This is a genomic window from Myxococcus dinghuensis (assembly GCF_024198235.1).
Lineage (GTDB): Bacteria > Myxococcota > Myxococcia > Myxococcales > Myxococcaceae > Myxococcus > Myxococcus dinghuensis.
In genome coordinates this window covers 209,003-228,102 of record NZ_JAKCFB010000007.1, presented here as the reverse complement: position 1 = coordinate 228,102, position 19,100 = coordinate 209,003, and the positions used below count along the sequence as shown (strand labels likewise).

At 71.1% G+C, this 19,100-nt stretch carries 16 protein-coding genes; 8 read left to right on the top strand and 8 right to left on the bottom strand.

What is annotated here, in order from left to right; translation table 11 throughout:
• Nucleotides 1–106: 106 nt before the first annotated feature.
• The 3 genes from LZ198_RS13095 to LZ198_RS13085 form a co-directional block, all read right to left on the bottom strand.
• The gene (locus LZ198_RS13095) at nt 107–742 is read right to left on the bottom strand and encodes a cupin domain-containing protein (RefSeq protein ID WP_253972267.1); all 636 of its coding nucleotides are present in this window, start codon (nt 740–742) and stop codon (nt 107–109) included.
• A 65-nt stretch (nt 743–807) separates the two neighbouring features.
• Nucleotides 808–1,632 carry a 2,3,4,5-tetrahydropyridine-2,6-dicarboxylate N-succinyltransferase gene (locus LZ198_RS13090; protein ID WP_253972266.1) on the bottom strand — a complete coding sequence of 275 codons (825 nt, stop codon included), beginning with the start codon at nt 1,630–1,632 and terminating at the stop codon, nt 808–810.
• A 49-nt stretch (nt 1,633–1,681) separates the two neighbouring features.
• Complete coding sequence (locus tag LZ198_RS13085) at nt 1,682–1,987, bottom strand: hypothetical protein (protein ID WP_253972265.1); 306 nt, start codon at nt 1,985–1,987, stop codon at nt 1,682–1,684.
• A 209-nt stretch (nt 1,988–2,196) separates the two neighbouring features.
• On the opposite strand from LZ198_RS13085, the gene LZ198_RS13080 reads away from it, so the two are divergent.
• Together LZ198_RS13080 and LZ198_RS13075 are read left to right on the top strand one after the other, a co-directional pair.
• Entirely contained in the window at nt 2,197–4,602 is a 2,406-nt protein-coding gene (locus LZ198_RS13080) for a carbohydrate-binding domain-containing protein (RefSeq protein ID WP_253972264.1), read from the top strand.
• A gap of 19 nt (nt 4,603–4,621) precedes the next feature.
• Nucleotides 4,622–6,292: a DUF1501 domain-containing protein gene (locus LZ198_RS13075; protein ID WP_253972263.1), complete on the top strand. Its 1,671-nt coding sequence runs from the start codon at nt 4,622–4,624 to the stop codon at nt 6,290–6,292.
• A gap of 27 nt (nt 6,293–6,319) precedes the next feature.
• Here the strand turns inward: LZ198_RS13075 and LZ198_RS13070 are convergent, their stop codons facing one another.
• Both LZ198_RS13070 and LZ198_RS13065 read right to left on the bottom strand, forming a co-directional pair.
• A complete protein-coding gene (locus LZ198_RS13070; protein WP_253972262.1) occupies nt 6,320–6,805 on the bottom strand; it encodes an outer membrane protein assembly factor BamB family protein in 486 nt (161 codons plus the stop codon).
• 139 nt (nt 6,806–6,944) lie between these two features.
• Complete coding sequence (locus LZ198_RS13065) at nt 6,945–7,181, bottom strand: Rdx family protein (protein ID WP_253972261.1); 237 nt, start codon at nt 7,179–7,181, stop codon at nt 6,945–6,947.
• Between the two features lie 222 nt (nt 7,182–7,403).
• On the opposite strand from LZ198_RS13065, the gene LZ198_RS13060 reads away from it, so the two are divergent.
• A complete protein-coding gene (locus LZ198_RS13060) occupies nt 7,404–7,787 on the top strand; it encodes a hypothetical protein (RefSeq protein ID WP_253972260.1) in 384 nt (127 codons plus the stop codon).
• Nucleotides 7,788–8,176: 389 nt separating this feature from the next.
• Nucleotides 8,177–9,622: a pyridoxal phosphate-dependent decarboxylase family protein gene (locus tag LZ198_RS13055; RefSeq protein ID WP_253972259.1), complete on the top strand. Its 1,446-nt coding sequence runs from the start codon at nt 8,177–8,179 to the stop codon at nt 9,620–9,622.
• Here LZ198_RS13055 and LZ198_RS13050 read toward each other — a convergent pair.
• Nucleotides 9,600–12,107 carry an ATP-binding response regulator gene (locus tag LZ198_RS13050; RefSeq protein ID WP_253972258.1) on the bottom strand — a complete coding sequence of 836 codons (2,508 nt, stop codon included), beginning with the start codon at nt 12,105–12,107 and terminating at the stop codon, nt 9,600–9,602. The genes LZ198_RS13055 and LZ198_RS13050 overlap by 23 nt on opposite strands.
• Before the next feature lie 192 nt (nt 12,108–12,299).
• On the opposite strand from LZ198_RS13050, the gene LZ198_RS13045 reads away from it, so the two are divergent.
• Complete coding sequence (locus tag LZ198_RS13045) at nt 12,300–13,019, top strand: glycosyltransferase family 2 protein (RefSeq protein WP_253972257.1); 720 nt, start codon at nt 12,300–12,302, stop codon at nt 13,017–13,019.
• A gap of 63 nt (nt 13,020–13,082) precedes the next feature.
• Here the strand turns inward: LZ198_RS13045 and LZ198_RS13040 are convergent, their stop codons facing one another.
• Both LZ198_RS13040 and LZ198_RS13035 read right to left on the bottom strand, forming a co-directional pair.
• The gene (locus LZ198_RS13040) at nt 13,083–15,209 is read right to left on the bottom strand and encodes a cation:proton antiporter (protein ID WP_253972256.1); all 2,127 of its coding nucleotides are present in this window, start codon (nt 15,207–15,209) and stop codon (nt 13,083–13,085) included.
• Between the two features lie 173 nt (nt 15,210–15,382).
• Nucleotides 15,383–15,844, bottom strand: coding sequence for a hypothetical protein (locus LZ198_RS13035; RefSeq protein WP_253972255.1), 462 nt, complete (start codon nt 15,842–15,844; stop codon nt 15,383–15,385).
• 205 nt (nt 15,845–16,049) lie between these two features.
• Here LZ198_RS13035 and LZ198_RS13030 point away from each other — a divergent pair, with 205 nt between their 5' ends.
• The 3 genes from LZ198_RS13030 (at nt 16,050) to LZ198_RS13020 (ending at nt 19,094) form a co-directional block, all read left to right on the top strand.
• The gene (locus tag LZ198_RS13030; RefSeq protein ID WP_253972254.1) at nt 16,050–16,595 is read left to right on the top strand and encodes a putative ABC transporter permease; all 546 of its coding nucleotides are present in this window, start codon (nt 16,050–16,052) and stop codon (nt 16,593–16,595) included.
• Nucleotides 16,596–16,768: 173 nt separating this feature from the next.
• Entirely contained in the window at nt 16,769–17,803 is a 1,035-nt protein-coding gene (locus LZ198_RS13025; RefSeq protein ID WP_011556714.1) for a rod shape-determining protein, read from the top strand.
• A 235-nt stretch (nt 17,804–18,038) separates the two neighbouring features.
• Nucleotides 18,039–19,094 carry a zinc-binding dehydrogenase gene (locus tag LZ198_RS13020; RefSeq protein WP_253972253.1) on the top strand — a complete coding sequence of 352 codons (1,056 nt, stop codon included), beginning with the start codon at nt 18,039–18,041 and terminating at the stop codon, nt 19,092–19,094.
• Nucleotides 19,095–19,100 lie beyond the last annotated feature (6 nt).

Below are 19,100 nucleotides of genomic sequence, written 5' to 3'. Positions count from 1 at the left end.
GCGCCCCATCCCCGTGGCAAGCCAGCGGGGATTCTAGAGCGAAGTAGGGGCGCCAGATGTCGACGAGCCTACGTCAACCCGCTGGGGCCTCACAACCCGCGCGCCCTCACGCGGGCGAGGCCAGCTCCTCGTCGAAGCGGGTGGCGCCGTCGAGCAGCGACGCGCACAGGCACGCGGGGCCCTCCAGCGCGGTGAAGCCGTGGGCGCTGCCGTCCGTCTTCTCCAGCTCCTCGCCCGGCCACACCTCGTGGCCACCGTCCTCGCGGAAGCCGCCCTCCAGCACCAGGTTCAGCTCCCGCCCGTGGTGCGTGTGCAGCGGGTAGCGAGCGCCCGGGTCCAGCCGGAGGATGGCGGCGAGCATCCCCTCGCGCCCGGGCCCCGCCTCCACCGGCAGCAGCGACGTGCCCTCCACCGGCCCGGGCATCCACAGCGAGGCGTCACCGAGCGCGTCGAGCAGCGCCAGCGTCCGCTCGCGGGTCAAATCGAAGAAGGCGGCGAGCCGGTCCGCGAAGCGCTCGAGGCGGCGCGGCCCCTCCATCCGGACCAGCAGCCGCTCCAGCACGACGGGCGGCGGCTCCACGGGGGCGTCGAGCAGCGACAGCCCCTCGCGGGCGATGGCCAGCCGGTCCGCGAGGCCGCGGCAGCGCGCGCACGACGACAGGTGCCGCTCCGCGGCCTCCCGGTCAGGGGACTCCAGCGTCCCCAGGGCCCACTCGGCCAGGCTGTCGTCGAGGTGCTCCATCTTCGCGCTCCATCCCCTCACGCTCCCACTACGAAAGCATGCGCGGCATCGGATTTCCCAGCGGCTTATACGGCGACGCCGAAGTCTCGCAGGGCCGAGTTGAGGCTGGTCTTCTTGTCCGTGGACTGTGTCCGCTGGCCGATGATGAGCGCGCAGGGGACCATGTACTTCCCGGCGGGGAACTGCTTCTCCCGCATGCCCGGAATCACCACGCTGCGCGCGGGGACGCGGCCCTTGAAGACGCGCTCCTCGGGGCCGGTGACGTCGATGATGGGCGTGGACGCGGTGAGCACCACGTTGGCGCCCAGCACCGCCTCCTCCTCCACCACCACGCCCTCCACCACGATGCAGCGGCTGCCCAGGAAGGCGCGGTCCTCGATGATGACGGGCGACGCCGTGGGCGGCTCCAGCACGCCGCCCAGCCCCACGCCACCGGACAGGTGCACGTCCGAGCCCACCTGCGCGCAGCTTCCCACCGTGGCCCAGGTGTCCACCATGGTGCCCGCGCCCACGCGCGCGCCGATGTTGACGTAGCCGGGCATCACCACCGCGCCGCGCTCCACGAACGCGCCGTAGCGCACCGTGCCCGGCGGCACCACGCGCACGCCCGCCGCGTCCAGGCCCTTCTTCAGCGGCACCTTGTCGTGGAACTCGAAGGGGCCCACCTCCATCACCTTCATCTCCGACACCGCGAAGAACAGGAGGATGGCCTCCTTCACCCACGCGTGGACCTTCCACCCGTCCGGGCCCTTCTCCGCGACCCGCAGCTCCCCCGCGTCCAGCCGGGCGACCGTCTCGCGCACGGCGGCCGCGAAGGCCGGGTCCTTCAGCTTCGTCCGGTCCGCGAACGCGGCGGACACCTTCTGGGAGAGTTCGTCGATGGGCAGCATGGCGCCTCCTTGAAGCACACTTCGACGCCCCGCGCCGCACCGGCGTGCGTCACCCGAGCGACGCGTCCGGCTCCGGCAAGGGCAAGGTCTGGGTCACCACCTCGCCGTGCAGCGACCGGGGCGCCACCGCCGCCCCTCCCCGGCCCTCCACCCGGACCGTCCCGCGCGCCACGTGGCGCACCCGCGACAGCGGCACCTCGCCCCACCGCCGGCTGAACGGCCAGCGCCGCACGTAGAGGTGCGTGTCGCCGATCTCCGCCACGTACCCCAGCAACGTGTCGTCCTCGTCACGCACGCGCATGCCCCGGATGATCGACCGCCGCTCGTAGGGCGAACCCACTTCGGGCCAGGCCATCTGTCCCACCTCCTCGCCCACAACCTGCGCTCCACCCACCCCGGCGTCACGTACCCCCGGGCGGCGCGGACACCGCCCGGCTGGCAACTCGGCGGCCGGGCAACCCGATAATTTCCCGACTTTTCTCCATCTCCTTTGTCCGCAACTGGTCAATCGCCCCCTCCTCGTGCCAGCATGCGGGGGCAAATCCACCCCTCCCTGGAGGGCACATGAGCGCTTCCCCCCCGCGCCCGTGGAGCCTCGCAGTGGCCGTGCTCATGTCGTGTTCCGCCGGGTGCTTCGGCGAGGCGACGCTCGACATGCAGAACGGGCGTCCGGACTACGGCGACCCGAATCCCCCGTTGCCCCCCGTCCAGCAGGACGGCTCGCTGCCGTGCAACCTGGACAGCGTCCCGGCGACGGTGACGCTGGCGAGCATCGCCGCGGACTTCGACCGGGTGGTGCAGCCGGCGATGCTGCGCGAGGACTCCGGCTGTGTGTCCTGCCACGGCACGACGAGCGGCCGGCTCTTCAAGGTGGGCCTCAACGGCGTGGAGAACTTCTACGCCATCCGCGCCGCCGGCTACTTCTCCACCAGCTCCGGCTCCATGGTGTCCCGGCTCGTGACGAAGGACGAGAGCGTGCGCATGCCGCGCGGTCAGCCTTCGTGGACGACGCAGGAGATCGCCGCGGTGGCGAGCATCACCTGCCAGGTGGCGGCGGTGGAGTCGCGCCAGCCCGCGTCGCGGCCGGACGAGGAGTTCCCGCCCGCGCTGCTGGCGGCCTACGAGGGCCCCGTCGTCGCCACGTACGACAACCCCTTCCTGGGCTACGACCAGCTCAAGGGCAAGGTGAAGGCCGTCTTCAACGACGACTGGGTGCGCGGCGGCGTGGACCGCTTCGCGCAGAACGTGGGCCTGCTCGGCGGCGTGGACTACAAGGACCACTTCGTCGAGGCGCGCGTGGCCACCGCGGACTTCTTCCTGGGCCTGGACGACCTGTCGCGCGACGTGTGCCTGCAGGCGGCCACCGCGAAGACGGGCCCCTTCTCCGGCCTGGACCTGGCCGCCCCGCTCAGCGACATCCCGGCGCCCTCCACGCAGCAGTACGAGATGGAGAACGCGTACCGCGACGGCTCCGCCACGCCCATGCCCGCGGGCACGCTGATCCTCGCCAGCACCGGCCAGAAGTCCGGCACCACCGGCTGGAACCTCTACACCACGGGCACCCTCACCACGCTCCAGCCCTACACGTTCCCCGCCTCCGCCACCTACCGCTTCACGGTGAAGGCCAAGGGCGACCTGTGCGGCCCGGCGCTGCCGCACCTGCAGTTGAAGGTGGACGGCGTGCTGGTGGCGGAGTGGGACGTCCCCAACAACACCGCGTACGCGGACTTCGTGCACACCCAGGCGGTGACGGGCGGCGACCACATCCTCACGGTGGGCTTCACCAACGACTACAACGAGTCGGGCGTATGTGACCGGAACCTGCACGTGGACGCGCTCGTGGTGTACGGCCCCACGGAGGCGGCCACGGGCACCCAGCGCGCGGACGCGGCGAAGGCCAAGGTGGACCAGGTCTACCGGCGCATGCTGTACCGCGCGTCGACGGCCACCGAGCGCGACACCGGCTACGCGCTGGTGAAGGACCTGCTGGACATCGAGGCCAACGCGCCCAAGGCGTGGAGCGGCCTGTGCGAGGGCCTGATGCGGGCCCCCGACTTCCTGTTCACCCTGCCCCCCACCTACGAGAAGCTCACCGGCAAGGAGCGCGACCGGCTGCTCCTGGTGAAGCTGGCGCAGGACCTGCTGGGCCACCCGCCGTCCGCGGCGGACTTCACCGCGCTGGAGACGGGCCAGAAGGCGTGGGAGACGCTGGTGGACGAGTACCTCGCGTCCGCCGACTTCCAGACGAACTACTTCCGCCGGATGCGGGTGCGCACGGAGAGCGAGGGCACGCCGGACACGGACGAGCCCGCGCGGATGTGGACGTACCTGGTGCGGGAGGAGCGCCCGCTCCAGGAGCTGCTCACGGGCGACTACTCCGTGGACGCGACCTTCAAGCAGGTGACGCGCGCGCCGGAGCACGGCAAGACGGGCGTGCTCACCATGAAGGGCTTCATCAAGAACAAGCCCGGCCTGCCGCACTACAACTACGCGGCGCGCGTGATGACGGACTTCATGGGCACGCTGTACGAGGTGCCCGCGGAGGTCTTCGACATGCGCGGCGCGGCCACGGCCGCCTCCACCGTGGACCCCACCAGCATCTGCTACTCGTGCCACCAGACGCTCACGCCGCTGGCGCACCAGCGCCTGCGCTGGGACGACGAGGGCAACTACCGCACGCAGGACGCCCAGGGGCAGACGCTCGACGACTCCGACCGCGGCCTGGCCGCCACCTACGCCTTCAAGGGCCAGGGCATGGAGTCCTTCGCCACGCAGGCGGTGAAGAAGGAGGCGTTCGTCCGCCGCACGCTCAACGCGCAGTTCGCCCTCTTGTTCGGCCGCGAGATGCGGCACCAGGAGGACGAGCGCGTCATCTACAAGCGCCTGTGGGACGTCAGCCACGACAACGGGGGCAGCCTGAAGGCCGTCCTCAAGACGCTCGCCACCTCGCCCGAGTACCTGCGCCGCTAGCGCCGGAAGGAACGCCGCCATGAACCGCCGCCAATTCCTCGCGGGCGCCGCCGCGGGTACCGCCATCAGCACCCTGGACTGGCTCCGCTTCTTCCGCGCCTTCGGTGTCCCGGGGACGAAGAAGGAGCTGGGCTTCGCCGAGGCCGCCGCCGCCGAGTCCAACGACCCGCACTTCCTCATCTACTGGTTCCAGGAGGGAGGCTGGGACGGCTACTCGATGTTCAACCCCGTCCACACGCCCAACGACTCCACGCGCGTCATCCCCGCGGGGGAGCTGCGCCCGGTGCCGTCGTGGACGCAGCACCGCTACCGCCCGAAGAACTACGGCACCTCGCCGTCGGACCCGCCCAAGACGCAGGGCAACATCCAGTACGGCTACCTGGCGCAGGACGGCCTGGACCTGTTCCCGGAGCTGGCCGTGGTCTCCAGCCACAACGGCAACACGTTCCACTCCGGCGGCCGGTGGGAGTACCACTACGGCAAGTACAGCGCGTCGCTGTCCGGCAAGCGCAACGCGGACGAGCGCACGGTGATGCAGGCGTTCTGCGAGGCGTACGGCAACGGCTTCCTGCTGCCCCACGTCTCCTGGCACCGGTGGCTGTCCGACGGCGAGCTGTCCATCCCGTCCTATCCGGAGGGCACCGGCTACTACGAGAAGCTGGGGCCGGTGCACGCGCACACCATCTACGGCAAGACGCCCGCCGCCATGCGCGAGCGGCTGTCCTCGCTGGGCAACGTGGCGCAGGGCCAGCGCGACGCGCGCATCCGCCAGTTCACCGACAGCCTCCAGGCGAACTTCCTGGCGGAGAAGAACAGCGAGTCGGTGCGGGCGTTCAACTCCGCGCTGCAGATCCACCGCGCGCTCACCGCGGGCGGCAGCATCAACCTGGACCCGCGCGCGCTGTTCACGGACGCCACGGCGCGCTCCGAGTTCGCCATCACCGCCGCGGACGAGGCGACGGACTCGTCGTCCATCAACGGCAACCCGGCCCGCACCAAGGAGACGCCCAACACCAACGTGCAGGCGTTGATGACGTACGAGCTGATGACGAAGGGGCTGTCCATCGGCTTCTTCATCGAGAACCGGGGCCTGCGCCAGTTCGACACGCACCGCGACCGGCGCGGCATCATGAGCAACAAGGGCCAGACGGAGCAGCGCGACATGATGCGCAAGAACCTCTGGGCCCCGCTCAAGACGCTGGTGGCGAAGCTGAAGGCCACGCCCTACGGCACCACCGGCAAGAGCTACTACGACTTCACCACCATCGTCCTCGCCTCGGAGATGGGGCGCACGATCCAGGGCGACGTGGAGGCCATCCTCTCCAAGGCGGACGTCACCGACGCGCAGAAGTACGAGGAGATCATGCTCCAGGACTGCTGCCAGCACTGGCGCGTCAACAGCGTGGCCTTCCTGGGCGGCACCGTGCGCGGCAACACCCAGTACGGCCGCGTGGGCAGCACGTCCCTGGACGGCATCCCCCTCATGCCGGACGGCACGCTGGACCCGGCCTACGACCCGGACACGGGGCTGCTCATCACCGGCCGGACGAAGAACCCGAACAGCTTCATCTCCGACTCGGGCCACGTGTACTCGACGGCGCTGCACCTGTCCGGCCTGGACCCGGCGGCGCTCAAGGCCGCGGGCAAGGGGCGCAACGACCGCGCGCCCATGAAGTTCATCAAGCGCTGACGGGCCCGGCACGCGCGGCGGCGGCGCTCACGTCAGCGGACGCGAGCGCGCGCCATGCACGCCCATGTCGAGCGTGGGCAGGTGGAGGCCCCCGTCCCCGTGCTCGCTGACCCGGCTCCACTGCACGCGTCCGGAGTCGGCGTCGAACGCGGCGAGGACGTCGAAGGAGGCCACGATGACCTGGCCTCCCTCCACCAGCATCTGCGCCCCCGGGAACTGCGGTGACGGGCGGCTCTCCAGCCGCTGCGTCCACAGCAGCCGCCCCGCGTGGTAGTCGAGGGCGAGCAGCTCGACGAAGCTGTTCTTCGTGAACGTCCCCTCCGCGCCGCCGACGAGGACGAACACGCGCTCGTCGTGCACCTCGACGTGCGTCGGGCGGGCGCGCACGCCGGGGACCGACTTGCCAGGGACGGCGAAGGTCCACTGGGTGTCGCCCGTGGCGCGGTCGTAGGCGGCCACCAACCCGTTGAAGGCAGTGACGAGCAGGGGACTCGGGGGGAGCGAGGAGGCCATGGCCCCGGGAGTTAAGCGAGCCAGGCGCGGAGCGGAAGGCGGAACGGCGCCTCGCCCTCGGCTTCGCGTCGAGCGCGGGCCGCCCGCTGGAGGCCGGAGAGACTGGCGGCACCTGGGGAACCGCCAGCCCCCCGTGGCGCTAGCGTCCCAGCGCCTTGTCCACCGCCTCCACGACCTCCAGGTCGGTGGGGAAGGCGAGCGAGGCCTTCCGGATGACCACCTTGCCGTCCACGGCGACCTCGTAGCTCCCCGACGGCCCGGGCTTCAGCTCCGCCACCACATCCAACTCGTCCTTCAGCGCGGCCGCCGCACGGGCGGCCCGAGGCTTGTAGCCTCAGGAGGTACAGTAGGTGATCGTCACCTTCGGCTCGGCCATGGCGGCCTCCTGTCTCGAGGGTCCAGGCCCCGCGACGCGCGTGGGCCCACCCCCTGCCTCGAGATAGTGGACGCACTCCAGCCCTGCCAAGCCTTGGCCGTGAAGCTCGCCCGGACAGTGGGTGCATGAAAGTCCGCAGGCAACTTCCACCTACATCTCGCGACAATCTTCATACGAACCCACTGCCGCGGCCGCCAGGACGGGCCGCACGGAGACAGCGCCATGTTCAAGGTCGGCCATTTGTTCAAGAACCCGTCGCGGCAGCAGATCGACCAGACCACGCAGGGCAAGAAGAGCGACTACTCCCAGCAGGTCTCCGTGGTGAACCAGGTCCTCGACCAGAACGGCATCACCATCTCGGACCGCTCCAAGGCGAGCGTCATCGACAACATCAAGAAGGTGGAGACGGGCGAGCGCAGCGAGGTCACCGCGCACGGCCGCGAGGCGGTGACGTTCGCCCGCGACTCGTTCGAGAGCGCGAAGAAGGGCGAGTACAAGCAGGCCTCCGTCGAGCTCACCGGCGCCGTCCTCAACTCGGCCGGCATCGCCTACAAGGCGGTCATCACGCCGACGCCCGGCGAGAACCGCGGCAACACGCCCTGGTGACGCGCGCCGGGCGCCACCCACGGTGAGTCCCGTGAGCAGACGCGCAGGACCGATGCGGCAGGGGGGCCACGCCGCCTCGCCCGTCTCCTCACCTCCGTTCGAACCCTCACCCTGAATCGGTGAAGAGACACGCAGGACCGATGCGGCAGGGGGGCCACGCCGCCTCGCGCGTCTCCTCACCTCCGTTCGAACCCTCACCGTGAAGACGGTGAGAAGACGCGCAGGCCCGATGCGGCAGGGGGGCCACGCCGCCTCGCGCGTCTTCTCACCCCGAGTTCGCACACGCCGCCCGGGCGCTCGCGGCCACGCCATCCCCGCGCTCCCCTGCGGGCCAGGCGCAATCACTGCGCTACACGACGGCGGCGTCCTCGGTCAGGCTATGCGCCGCCATGACGGACTTCCGCGCACGCATCGCCGCCACCTACGACGCCGACTCCTTCCGCCGCGAGGGCCACCGCCTGGTGGACACGCTCGCGGACTACCTCGCGCGCGTGGAGCACGGCGAGGGGATGCCCGTGCTGCCGTGGGCGGCGCCCGCGGTGAACGTGGACCGCTTCGCCGCCTCCTTCCCGGAGCAGCCCACCGGTGACTTCGCGGAGCTGATGGCGCGCGTGCTCTCCGGCTCCAACCACCTGCACCACCCGCGCTACGTGGGGCATCAGGTGTCCGCGCCCGTGCCGCTGGCCGCGCTGTGCGACGCCGTCTCCTCGCTGCTCAACAACGGCATGGCCGTGTACGAGATGGGCCCCGTCTCCACCGCCATGGAGCGCAACGTGCTGCGGTGGATGGCGGCGCGGCTGGCCCTGCCCGAGTCCTCCGACGGCGTCCTCACCTCCGGCGGCTCGCTGGGCAACCTCACCGCCCTGCTCGCCGCGCGGCAGGCGAAGGCGGGCTACGACGCCTGGAATGGCGGCGCCCACGCCGGGCCGCCCCTCACCGTGCTGGTGCCGCGCACCGCGCACTACAGCCTCGCCCGCGCCACCCGGGTCATGGGCTGGGGCGAGGGCGGCGTGACGGCGCTCGACGTGGACGCGAACTTCCGCCTGCGCCCGGAGGCGCTGGAGGAGGGGCTCGCGGCGGCCACCCGCGCGGGGCGCAAGGTCATCGCCGTGGTGGCCAGCGCCGGCTCCACCGCCACCGGCGCGTTCGACCCGCTGGAGCCGGTGGCCGACTTCTGCCAGCGCCACGACCTGTGGTTCCACGTGGACGGCGCCCACGGCGCCGCGGCCGTGCTCAGCCCCACCTACCGCCACCAGGTGCGCGGCATCGAGCGGGCGGACTCCGTGGTGTGGGACGCGCACAAGGGCCTGCTCATGCCGGCGCTGGTGACGGCGGTCCTCTTCCGGGACGGGGCGCGCTCCTTCGAGGCGTTCGCGCAGGAGGCCAGCTACCTCTTCCACGGCGAGGACGAGCGCCCCTGGAGCGACGTGGGCATGCGGACCCTGGAGTGCACCAAGGAGATGATGGCGCTCAAGCTGTACACGTGCCTCTGCGTGCTGGGCACCCGCCTGTTCGCGGACGCGGTGACGGAGTCGTACGACCTGGCCCGCCGCTTCGCCGCGAAGCTCACCGCCTCCGGCGACTTCGAGGTGGCCGTGCCCCCGGACTGCAACATCGTCTGCTTCCGCCACACGCCCGCGCACGTGCCCGCCCCGGAGTGGGACGCCCTCCAGTCGAGGCTGCGCGAGCGCCTGGTGACGCGCGGGGACTTCTACCTCGTGCAGACGAAGCTGCCCTCGGGCACCCACCTGCGGGTCACCCTCATCAACCCGCTCACCCGCGACGAGGACCTGGACGCCCTGATGGACGCGCTCAGGACGGCAGCTCGACGGTGAACTCGCTGCCCTCCCCGGGCCGGGACACCAGCGACACCGCGCCGCCCAGCACGGCCACCATCTCCCGCACCAGCGTGAGGCCCAGCCCCACGCCGGGCTTGGACTTGTGCTCCAGCGACTCCAGGTGCTCGAAGGGCTCGAAGACGCGCGACTGCGACGCGAAGGGAATCCCCGGACCGGTGTCGCTCACGCGCAGGCGCCAGCCCTCGCCGCGCGCCTGCACCTCCACCGTCACGTGCCCCTGGTGGGTGTACTTCACCGCGTTGGTCACCAGGTTCGTCAGCACCAACTGGACGATGCGCGCGTCCGTGCGCGCCTCCGCCCGCCCCGGGGGCAGCGCCAGCTCCAGGAGCAGGCCCTTGCGGTCCGCCTCCAGGCGGGCCTCGTCGAGCACCTCGCGCGCCACCACGCCCAGGTCCACCGACTCGCGCTGCACCACCATCCGCCCCTCCTCCAACTGGTTGTACTGGAGCACCATCTCCACCATGTCCCGCAGCCGCGCGGTGGAGCGGTTCATCCGGTCGAACATGTCGAGCGCCCGGGGATTCAGCCCCGACAGCTCCCGCTGGAGCGCGTGCTGGGTGAGCTGGAGCACCGACAGCGGCGTGCGCAGCTCGTGGGACACCAACTGGAGCAGCGTGCTGCGCGACTCGCTCGCCCGCGCGGTCGTCGCCAGCGCCTCCTCGAGCTGCCGCTTGCGCCGCCCCAGCTCCAGCGCCATCGCCTCCAGGTCCACCGAGCGCGCGGCCAGCAGCCCCTGGAGCACCTCGCGCGTGCGCTTCACCGCGGCCAGGTTCGTCACCCGGGCCACCAGCTCCTCCGGCACGAAGGGCTTCACCACGTAGTCCTGCGCCCCGGCGCGCAGGAGCTCCACGCGCAGCGCGTCGTCCTCGCGCGCGGTGAGCAGCAGCACGGGCGTGAACTCCAACCCGGGCCGGGTGCGCAGCTCGTGCACCAGCCGGTCCCCGCCCATGCGCGGCATCATCATGTCGCTGACGATGACGTCCGGCAGGAACCGCTCCGCCTGTCGCAGCCCCTCGACGCCGTCCACCGCGCTGCTCACGTGGAAGTCCTTCGCCAGCGTCTCCACCACGAAGCGGCGCATCTCCCCCGTGTCCTCGACGACCAGCACGCGCGGGCGGCTCGAGTCCTCCGGGCCGGTGACCTCCACGGGGTCCGGCAGCTCCGCGCGCAGCAGCTCCACCTCCGCGCGCGCCGCGCCCGCCCCCTCGCGCAGCTCCAGCTCCTGGGGATGGAAGGCGAGCCGCACGTCCTCGGGCGCCTCCAGCGGCAGCTCCACCACGAAGCGCGCCCCGCCCCCGGCGCCGTCCTCCACCCAGACCCGGCCGCCGTGCAGCGTCGCGAAGTCACGGGTGATGGCCAGCCCCAGGCCCGTGCCGCTGACCTCGTGCGCGGCGTCGGTGTCCCCCTGCTTGAACCGCTCGAAGATGCTCTCCCGCTGGGAAACGGGCACGCCCGGACCGGTGTCCTCCACCTCCAGGTGGCTCAGGCCCCCTTCCGAGCGCAGCGACACGCGGATGCGCCCGTCCGTCGGCGTGAACTTGGCCGCGTTGGACAGGAGGTTCATCACCACCCGCTCCACCTTCTCCGCGTCCACTTGCGCGGACAGCAGCCGGGGCAGCTCCAGCACCAGGTCCAGCCGCCGCTCCGCCGCCAGCGCCTCGAAGTTCACCGCGCACAGCCGCACCAGCCGCGCCAGGTCGACCTCCTCGTAGTGCAGCTGCATCTTCCCGGCGTCCAGCTTGGCCACGTCCAGCAGCGCGTTCACGTGCCGCAGCAGCATGCGCGCGTTGCGCCGCACCACGTCCACGTCCCGCCGGTCACCGTCCGACAGCGACCCGCGCTGGGCCATGCGGTCCAGCGGCCCGAGGATGAGCGTCAGCGGCGTGCGCAGCTCGTGGCTGACATTGGCGAAGAAGCTGGTGCGCTGCTCCTCCGACGCCTTGAGCCGCGCATACAGCGTCTCCAACTCCTGGGTGCTGCGCTCCAGCTGCACCCGGCGCTCCTCGGACAGCCGCGCCGTCTCCATCACCTCCATCACCCGCCCCGGCAGCGGCACCAGGTACATGGCGGTGGCCACGGAGGCCACCGCCGTCACCAGCTTGACGCCGCCGCCCAGGTAGTAGGCCGAATGCCAGACGTTCCACACCTCGATGAGGTGGGTCAGGCCACACGCGGCGATGAAGACCCCGAAGGAGAGGATCATCCCGCCGAAGGGCAGCCGGCTGCGGCGCACCAGGGCATACAGCATCAGCGAGATGGAGAAATAGGCGGCGCTGATGAGGATGTCCGACAGGACATGCAGCGTCATCAGGTCGCCGCGCCACAGGTAGCAGTGACCGTGGGGCATGTTCCAGGCGCCCAGGAAGAAGTCCCGGAAGCCCGTCCACCCCCCTGCCTCCACCAGGTCCAGTCGCACCAGGGAAACCGCGCCGCGCACCGCAGGCCCGAGCTGGTCGTTCATGGCGTCCCTTCCCCCCGAGCCAGTGGCCTCCCAGGGCACCTCCTGGGGCAAACCCTTCCACGCGACCCGAGTGACACTCGCTGTGCCTTACTCATACAGGTTCGCGAGGAAGGCGGCTGTGGACGCAAGTGCCGCACGCCGGGTGCAAGACAGTCGCCCCGGGCGGCAAAATGCGATAGAGCGCAAGCAGCCATGCTCGTCTCTCTCGTCATCCCCGTCTACAACGAGATTCCCACCCTCGCGGAGCTCCTGCGCCGGTGCATCGCGGTCGACTTCCCGAAGGAGCTTGTCCTGGTGGACGATTGCTCCCGGGATGGAAGCCGCGAATTCCTCCAGCAGTTGGCGGAGCAGGGTGTGGGTGTGCTGGGGGGGAACCCCTCCAACCGCAACGAAGTGCGAGTGCTCTTCCAGGAACAGAACCAGGGCAAGGGCGCGGCGCTGCGGCGCGGGTTCGCGGAGGCGACGGGGGACATCATCCTCGTCCAGGACGCGGACCTGGAATACGACCCGCGCGACATCCCCCGGGTCATCCAGCCCATCCTGGACGGCGAGGCGGACGTGGTGTTCGGCAGCCGGTTCACGGGGACGCCTCGGCGGGTCCTGTACTTCTGGCACACCGTGCTGAACAACCTGCTGACCATGCTCTCCAACATGACGAGCGGGCTGAACCTCACGGACATGGAGACCTGCTACAAGGCCTTCCGCGCCGAGGTGCTGCGCTCCGTCGAGGTGGAGGAGGAGCGCTTCGGCTTCGAGCCCGAAATCACCGCCAAGGTCGCCCGGGGCAACTGGCGCGTCTACGAGGTGCCCATCAGCTACCACGGGCGCACCTACGAAGAGGGCAAGAAGATCGGCTGGAAGGACGGCGTGCGCGCGCTGTACGTCATCGGCAAGTACGCGCTGAAGCGCTGAAGCGCGCCCTTCGCGAGACGAGGAGTCGCGAAGCCCCCCTCGTCCCGCGCGGTCCGCGTGGAGCTACCCGTGCGCCCGGGTCTCCGGCGCCGGGGACTCGGCGCTCGCGGCGGCGGCCTCCACGGCCACCGGGGTCGTGCCCAGGAGCAGCGCCTTCGCCGCGTCCACCGCCTCGCACGTGCCGGTCAGCGCGAGCACGTCCCCCGGACGCAGCACCTCCTGCGCCGTGGGGACGGACACGCTCTCCTCCCCGCGCTGGATGGCCAGCACCGTGGCGCCCGTGAGGCCGCGCAGGTTCACCTCCGCCAACGTCTTGCCCGCCCCCGGGCTCGTCTCCTCCAGCCGCACCGACGCCGGCGCGCCCAGGCCGGGCAGGAGGCCCTGCACGTGGTCCAGCGCGTGCTCCTCCGCGCCCGGCTCCTTGGAGTGTGACTGCGCCGCCAGCGCCGCCACCAGCACCTGCGCGCCCGCGCGCACGTGGCCGTGCAGGTTCGTCGCCCCGCGCCAGAACGCCACGCCCAGCGCGCCCACCATGGCCAGCACGACCAGGGGCCCCATGGCGCCCTTGAGGAACGGCTGCGTCACCACCACCACGGGGATGCCCACCAGCAACACGATGCCCACCTGGAGCGTCACCAGCAGCACGCGCCGGGGCGCCGCCGCCAGGTCCAGCTTGCCGTCCGTGCGCGCCGGCAGCGCCGCCTCCGCCAGCGTCGCGCCCAGCCGCCGCGCCATGCCGATGACGCCCACCAGGAACGGCACCGCGAGCACCACCGCGCCGCCGTAGATGATGAGCTTCGACAGGTCCTCGTCCACCCCCGTCCGCGCCTCCACGAAGCTGGCCAGGCTCCCCGCCGACAGGGACGTGCCGATGACCAGCGCCGCCAGCAGCACCGCGTCCAGCACCAGCAGGCGGATGAGCCGGCGCACCCCCGCGCCCAACGTCTCGCGCCGCGGCGCCGCGCGCAGCTTCTCCACCCACGTGCCGTACAGCGTGACGAACGTCTGCAGCGGCTTGGGCAGCTTACGGTCCACCCACGTCGCCACCGGCTCCGACTTCTTGATGAGCAGCGGCGTGGTCAGCGTGGTGATGGCCGACACCGCCACCGCCACCGGGTAGATGAACGACCCGGTCGCCTTCAGCGACAGCCCCAGGCCCGCGATGATGAAGGAGAACTCGCCGATCTGCGCCAGGCTCATGCCCGCCTGCACCGACGTGCGCGTGCTGTTGCCCGTGAGGAACGCGCCCAGCGTCACGCTGACCAGCTTGCCCAGGATGACGACCCCCGTGAGGACGAGGATGGCCGCCCAGTGCTCCGCGATGAGCTCCGGGTTGATGAGCATGCCCACCGACACGAAGAAGATGGCCGCGAACATGTCGCGCACCGGCTGCACCAGGTGCTCCACCACCTTCTCCTCGCCGGACTCCGCCACCAGCGAGCCCGCCAGGAACGCCCCCAGCGCCACCGAGTAGCCGAACGCCTGCGCCAGCAGCGCCACCGCGAAGCAGATGCCCACGCTCGCCACCAGCGTCGTCTCCGGCCGGTTCAGCTTGATGACCGCCCGCACCGCCCGGGGGATGATGAACAGGCCCACCGCCACCAGCCCCACCAGGAACGCCACCAGCTTGCCCGTGGTGAACGACAGGTCCTTGAGCGACAGGCCCGCGCCGGTGGAGATGGCCGTCAGCGTCGCCATCAGCAACACCGCGATGAGGTCCTCGACGATGAGCACGCCCACCACCAGCTCACGCAGCTTGCCCCGGATGCCCTGCTCGTCGAACGCCTTGGCGATGATGGTCGTGCTGGAGATGGCGATGAGCGCGCCGGTGAAGATGCTCTCCAGCGTCGTCCACCCGAAGGCCCGCCCCACCACGAAGCCCAGCCACACCATGATGCTGCACTGGATGACCGCCGTGAGCCCCGCGGTGAGCCCCACGGAGAACAGCTTGCGCAGGCTGAACTCCAGCCCCAGCGAGAACATCAGCAGGATGACGCCCAGCTCGGACAACGTCGTGACGACTTCCGGGTTGGCCACCAGCGGAATCGGCACGAACGGCCCCACCACGAGCCCCGCCAGGATGTAGCCGAGCACCACGGGCTGTCGCAGCCGTTGGAAGAGAACCGTCGTCACCGCGGCAACACACAGGACGATGGCAATGGCCTGGAGGACCTCGTGGGCTCCGTGCATCAAACACCTCGAATCGAATCAGGGACTGCGGAAGGAAGGTACGGGCGGGACGCGTCGCGCCCGCCCCAGGACTGGAGGACGGGTCACACCGCGCGGGGACACTGGGAACGTCGGGGCACACCGGACTCAAAGGTCCAGGCGCGCGGGCGCAAGCCGGAAAGAGCGCCCCGGGCTCAGGAGGCCAGGGGTGGACCGCGCAACGGACGGGTGACGATGGACGGCCGGTCCGCGATGTCGCCGCTGGCCGAGGGGGCCGCGGCGCAACGTCTCTCACGCAGGGTGGTGGTCGCCACGGAATGCTCGCGCTCGCGGGTCCACCGCGACAGGGCGTACAGATCGAGCACGGGGGCCGCGCGGCTCCGGGCGGAGGGCGCCGGGCTCCCCAGCACCTGGAGCGCGCTGTCCCAGCCCCCCAGGTCCGTGACGTGGAACAGCGCGCCGCCCTTCCCGGACGCCTTCTTGGAGGCGGTCTTCTTCCAGGAGGCGCGGACCCCGTCGTCCCGGTGGCAGTCCCGCGTGGCGACGGGCCTCGGGGAGGACTCGGCGTCACCGGCGTGGAGCGCCAGCGACAACACGAGGACGGCCCCCAGGGCGAACAGCATCCCCCGGAGCGCCTCGCTCCCGGAGCCGGGCATTCGGGATGTCGTGCCGGGGGAGCGCATCACTCGTTCAGGTACTACGTCGGGCATGGGCGCGTAAAGCGCGCCTTTTGTAGGGGCCTGTCCCCCCATCTCGCCCGCCTGGAGGGGGACATCGTCCACCAGCGGACACCTGGGGCAGGCGACGGCACGTCCCGGGCCAGGCCATGCCGGTTCGGGGGCCCGTCCCTAGGTTGGGAGGGTGCTCTCGCGATTCTTGCTCTACGGCTGTACGGGGTGGGTGCTGGAGGTCCTCTTCACGGGCGCCAACGCGGCCCTGAGTCGGGACCGCAGCGCGACGGCGCGCACCTACCTGTGGATGCACCCCATCTATGGGGGCACGGCCCTGGCGCTGGAGGAGGTCTCCGCCCGGCTCAAGCCCCTGCCGCGCCCCGTCAGGGCCCTGGCCTACACGGGGCTCATCTTCGGGGCGGAGTACGTCACCGGCTGGCTGCTCCGGAAGCTGCTGGGGCGCTGCCCCTGGGACTATTCGCCGCACCGCTGGAGCGTGCACGGGCTCATCCGCCTGGACTACGCGCCCGCCTGGTACCTCACCGCGCTGCTGTTCGAGCCCGTCCGTGACGGGCTGCTCCACGTCACCAGTGAGGCCCTGCGTCATACGCCCGAATACCGCGAGGCCGAGGCCACGGGGACGGTGCCCGGGTGTCTGCCGGAGGGTGAACCCGAGCAGGCCGGGGTGGTGGCCACGCGGTTCGAGCAGGCCCAGGCCGAGCACGCGGGGATCTAGCGGGCGCGCGGGCCGCGGGGGGCGCCCCGTCCGCTGGTCGACTGCCCTCCGGGCGGCTGCGACGTCGCTTCCGGCTTTTCTTCCTCAGTGCCGCGTCGCGTAGTACCTTCACCCCTGCATTCCGCAAGCGCCGCGGGAAATTCCGCCGACTCTCCGAAAGTTTCCGCCCCCGTATGTTCGACTGGCTTCACACCCTCTTTTCGCGCGACCTCGCCATCGACCTCGGCACGGCGAACACGCTCATCTACATCCGCGGTCAGGGCATCGTGTCCAACGAGCCCTCGGTGGTGGCCGTCCAGCAGGACGCGCGCGGGGGCAAGAAGGTCCTCGCGGTGGGCAAGGAAGCCAAGGAGATGCTCGGGAGGACGCCGGGCAACATCGTCGCCATCCGGCCGATGAAGGACGGCGTCATCGCGGACTTCGAAATCACCGCGGCGATGCTGCGCTACTTCATCCAGAGCGCGCACAACCGCAAGACGCTGGTCAACCCGCGCATCATCATCGGCATCCCCTCCGGCATCACCGAGGTGGAGCGCCGCGCGGTGCGCGAGGCGGCGGCCAACGCGGGTGCTCGCGAGGTCTACCTGATCGAGCAGCCCATGGCGGCGGCCATCGGCGCGGGCCTGCCGGTGACGGAGCCCAGCGGCAACATGATTGTCGACATCGGCGGCGGCACGTCCGACGTCGCGGTCATCAGCCTCGCCGGCATCGTGTTCGCCAAGAGCGTGCGCATCGGTGGCGACAAGCTGGACGAGGCGATCATCCAGTACGTGAAGCGCAAGTACAACCTGCTCATCGGCGAGCGCACGGCGGAGCTCATCAAGATGGGCATCGGCACGGCGTACCCGACGGACGAGGTCATGACCATGGAGATCAAGGGTCGCGACCTGGTGGCCGGTGTGCCGCGCACGCTGACGGTGTCCAGCGACGAGGTGCGCGACGCGCTCGCCGAGCCCGTCAACGGCATCGTCGAGGCGGTGAAGCTGACGCTGGAGCGCACGCCGCCGGAGCTCGCCGGTGACATCGCCGACAGGGGCATCGTGCTCGCCGGTGGTGGCGCGCTCTTGAAGAACCTGGACACGCTGCTGCGCGAGGAGACGGGCCTGCCGGTGTTCCTCGCCGAGGACCCGCTGTCCGCGGTGGTGATTGGCGCGGGCAAGGCGCTGGAGTCGCTCGACATCCTCCGCCAGGTCTGCCAGCCGGGCTGAAGCCGCCCCGCACGCATCCGCGTCACGCCCACGGCGCCGCGCCTCCCACGAGGCCGGCGCCGTTCGCTTTTCCGGCCGGACGCTCCCGCCGGCCCTCCGCCCTCGCGACGCCTGGCGCCGGGCGGGCGGCGCCTGCTCCCCCCGGCCGCGCCCCCGCGTGTGCTTGCGCGTCGACGAAGGCTCCCGACCTTCAGCAGGAGGAGAGGACCTCGCGCGCACGTGACAGGGGGGAGCCATGCGAGCAACCGTCTTTCGAGGTGTCGAGAAGTTCGGGCTGGAGGAGCTGGAGAAGCCGCGCGCGCGGGAGGGCGAGGCGGTCGTGCGGATGACGCTGACGACCCTCTGCGGCACCGACCTGCACATCGTCCGGGGCGAGTACCCCGTGAAGCCGGGGCTCACCATCGGCCACGAGTTCGTGGGCGTCATCGACGAGCTGGGGCCTGGATTGGAAGGCTACCGGGTGGGAGAGCGCGTCCTCGTGGGCGCCATCACTCCGTGCGGCCAGTGCCACGCGTGCCTGTCCGGCCACCTGTCCCAATGCGGCCACGGCTCGGGCTACGAGGCGATGGGCGGCTGGCGGCTGGGCAACACGCTGCCCGGCGCGCAGGCCGAGTACGTCCGGGTTCCCGCCGCCCAGGCCAACCTCGCGCCCATCCCCGCCGGACTGTCGGACGAGCAGGTGTTGCTGCTCGCGGACATCGCGTCGACGGGGTTCAGCGGCGCGGAGTCGGGCGGGGTGCGCATCGGTGACGCGGTGGTCGTCTTCGCGCAGGGGCCCATCGGCCTGTGCGCGTCGCTCGGGGCGCGGTTGATGGGGGCCTCGCGGGTCATCGGCGTCGACGGGGACGAGTCCCGCCTCGCCTTCGCGCGGAAGCTGGGCGTGGACGTGGTGCTCGACTACCGCAACCAGGACGTGGTGGCGGAGGTGAAGCGACTGACGGGCGGCGGCGCGGACGTGGCCATCGAGGCGCTCGGCACGCAGCAGACCTTCGAGAGCGCGCTGCGCGCGCTGCGCCCCGGCGGCACCCTGTCCAGCCTGGGCGTCTACTCCGGCAAGCTGCAGATGCCCTACGACGCCTTCGCCGCGGGGCTCGGGGACCACCGCGTCGTCACCACGCTGTGCCCGGGTGGGAAGGAGCGCATGCGCCGGCTGATGGCGACGGTCGAGTCCGGGCGCGTCGACCTCACGCCGCTCATCACCCACCGCTTCAAGCTGGCCGACATCCGTGACGCCTACGCGCTGTTCGGCCAGCGCAAGGACGGCGTCATCAAGGTCGCCATCCGCCCCTGAGACCAC